The sequence below is a fragment of the Shewanella sp. SG41-4 genome, from assembly GCF_014164505.1.
GTDB lineage: Bacteria > Pseudomonadota > Gammaproteobacteria > Enterobacterales > Shewanellaceae > Shewanella.
In genome coordinates this window covers 1-3,254 of the sequence record NZ_JACJFI010000355.1, presented here as the reverse complement: position 1 = coordinate 3,254, position 3,254 = coordinate 1, and the positions used below count along the sequence as shown (strand labels likewise).

The 3,254-nt window shown below is 39.0% G+C and carries 2 protein-coding genes and 1 pseudogene; all 3 read left to right on the top strand.

Features of this window, described 5'->3' with window-relative positions; translation table 11 throughout:
• Positions 1 to 281 (top strand): annotated as a pseudogene (locus H5202_RS19525) (N-6 DNA methylase); the annotation flags it as partial.
• Positions 265 to 1,461 (top strand): restriction endonuclease subunit S, encoded by a 1,197-nt coding sequence (locus tag H5202_RS19520; RefSeq protein ID WP_182773530.1) that lies wholly within the window; start codon positions 265 to 267, stop codon positions 1,459 to 1,461. The pseudogene H5202_RS19525 and the gene H5202_RS19520, both read left to right, overlap by 17 nt.
• A 4-nt stretch (positions 1,462 to 1,465) precedes the next feature.
• The coding region (locus H5202_RS19515; RefSeq protein WP_182773529.1) for a type I restriction endonuclease subunit R at positions 1,466 to 3,254 on the top strand (1,789 nt) is incomplete at its 3' end.

Sequence of the window (3,254 nt, the reverse complement as noted above, 5' to 3'; positions counted from 1 at the left end):
CCGATACGCTTCATACTTGGCAGCAAGTAGGAGCCTATGATGATTATCAAGATATTGCGGAATATTGCTACTCAGCAACGAAAGAAGAAATTGCCGCAAAGGATTACTCACTCGTACCGAGCAAGCATATCGAATTTACGAACAGAGATGAAAACATCAATTTCGAAGATAAAATGAATAGCCTAAAAGTTGAGTTTAGCGAACTTCTAGTTCAAGAAGAACAATCAAAAAATGACTTATTAAATGTCTTTAAAGGGTTGGGCTATGAGATCAAATTATAAGAAGCTAGGTCAGTTCATCAAAGATGTTTCTGTTAAAAATAAAGCGTTGGAGGTCAAATTATTACTTGGCGTTAGCATAACGAAACGCTTTATTCCGTCAATAGCCAATATTGTTGGCACCGATATGTCGACGTATAAAATTGTAAAACAGCATCAGTTTGCTTACGGGCCTGTTACATCCCGCAACGGCGAGAAAATATCAGTAGCTCTTCTTGAAAATGAAGAATGTATTGTCTCAACTTCTTACACTGTATTTGAGATTGTAGATACTGAGCAACTAGATCCAGAGTATTTAATGATGTGGTTTAGGCGTTCAGAGTTTGATCGATATGCTCGTTTTATGTCACACGGAACTGTGCGAGAACTTTTCGGTTGGGAAGAGATGTGTGATGTTGAGCTACCTGTCCCATCCATCGAAAAGCAGCGTGAAATCGTGCGTGAATACAATGTGGTGAATGATCGTATTTCACTCAACGAACAACTCACACAAAAGTTAGAAGATACCGCCCAAGCCATTTACAAACAGTGGTTTGTTGATTTTGAGTTTCCGATCTCTAAAGAATATGCACAATCCATTGGTAAGCCAGAACTAGAAGGAAAACCTTACAAGTCTTCAGCTGGGGAGATGGAGTATTGTGATAAGTCAATGATGGAAATTCCTAAAGGCTGGAAGGTTGAGACATATGAAGAGTGCTTTTCGTTTAAAACTGGGAAGCTCAACTCGAATGTGGCAGTAGTCGATGGTGAGTATCCATTCTTCACCTGTTCAGCAGAAACATACAAAACCAATACTTTTGCATTTGATGGTCAAGCTGTTCTTCTCGCTGGAAATAATGCTAGTGCTATTTACCCATTAAAGTATTACGAAGGAAAATTTGATGCTTACCAGCGAACATATGTCATAACTCCTAAATCTAAAAATGTATCACTACTACAAATATATTTTGCTATCAAAAGTGAATTAGAAGGATTTAAAGGAACATCATCTGGGACAGCTACTAAGTTTTTGACGATGACAATTATTAACCCCTTAAATACAGTTGTTGCCCCCAAAGGCGTATGTGAAGTAGTTAATAATCAATTAAACACAATACTTAAACACCTTCTTGTTTTGCCAAAAGAGCTAGAGCTTCTCAATGAACTCAATCCTATACTTCTAGCAAAAATATCAAAAGGTTAAAGATATGAAATTCACAGAAGAAAGGCTGGAACAAGCCATTATTGAACTGTTAGGTAAAGAAGGCTATCCACATACTCGTGGTGAAGCGATTGAGCGAGTACCTGAAGATGTGTTGATTAAGTCCGATCTTCGTGAATTTCTAGGCAAACGTTATCAAGCTGATGGCATTACTGCTTATGAGATAGAGAGTATTATCCAAAAGCTGGAATACCTTCCTGCTTCGGATCTTTACGATACCAACAAAGCCATTATGAAGTTTGTTTCTGATGGTTTTTTGCTCAAGCGTGAAGATGCGAGCCAGAAAGATTTGTATATTCAGCTTATTGACTATGAAACGATTCAAGCTGAGTTCAGCAATCCCAGCCAATCTTCGGAACTAAAAGTTGCAGAGTCTAACGTTAGCTATTTAACGAAAGTAGATTCTAATATCTACCGAGTAGTTAATCAGATGGAGATACAAGGCTACGAGCTACGTATTCCTGACGGACTTCTGTATATCAACGGTTTACCGCTTGTGGTATTTGAGTTTAAGAGTGCGATTCGTGAAGAAGCAACTATCTATGATGCGTATAAACAGCTAACTACTCGTTATGATCGTGATATCCCCGAACTATTCAAATATAACGCTCTGTGTGTGATAAGTGATGGTGTAAATAATAAGATGGGTTCTTACTTTGCCCCGTACGAGTTCTATTACTCTTGGCGTAAAGTTACAGGTGAAGAGAAGCTGGACAAAGACGGCATTGATTCACTCTTTACGATGATCAGCGGCTTGTTTAACAAGAAGCGTTTAACCGATGTGATTCGTCATTTTATCTACGTGCCTGACACCTCTAGCAAACAAGAAAAAATTGTTTGCCGATATCCTCAGTATTACGCAGCAACAAAGCTTTTTGCCAATATCAAGCAACATATGAAGTTTACTGATCAGCAAGGCAATTTGATTGATGCTGATGGTTTGCGAGATGGTAAAGGGGGAACATACTTTGGCGCAACGGGTTGTGGTAAAAGCTACACAATGTTGTTCCTGTCTCGCTTATTGATGAAAGATGTTGAGCTGGGTAGCCCAACCATTATTCTTATTACTGACAGAACCGATTTAGATGATCAGCTTGCAGGGCAATTTACCAATGCAAAAGCTTATGTTGGTGATCAGAACATTATCAGCGTAGAAAGTCGAAGTGAGCTACGTGAGCACCTTAAAGGGCGTAAAAGTGGCGGTATTTTCCTTACAACCATTCATAAATTTACTGAAGAATTAGCACTACTGACGGAACGTACCAATGTAATTTGTATTTCAGATGAAGCTCATCGTAGTCAAATAAATTTAGAACAAAAAATTACTGTCACAGAGGATGGCGTTAAGAAAACCTATGGCTTTGCTAAGTACCTGCACGACTCCTTACCAAACGCTACTTACGTTGGTTTTACAGGTACACCTATTGACGCAACTTTGGATGTATTTGGCGCAATAGTTGATAGCTACACGATGACAGAATCAGTTTTTGATGAAATTACCGTGCGTATTGTTTATGAAGGTCGAGCTGCAAAAGTATTACTTGATGGTCGTCAATTAGATGAGGTTGAGAAATATTATAAAGCGTGTGAAGAGGCCGGCACTAACGAGTATCAAATAGATAAAAGCAAAACAGCCATGGCCAGTATGTCTACCATACTGGGCGACCCAGACCGCATTAAATCTATAGCAAAAGACTTTGTTGAGCATTATGAGAGCCGTGTTGAAGAAGGCACTACTCAAAAAGGCAAAGCGATGTTCGTATGTAGCAGTCGTG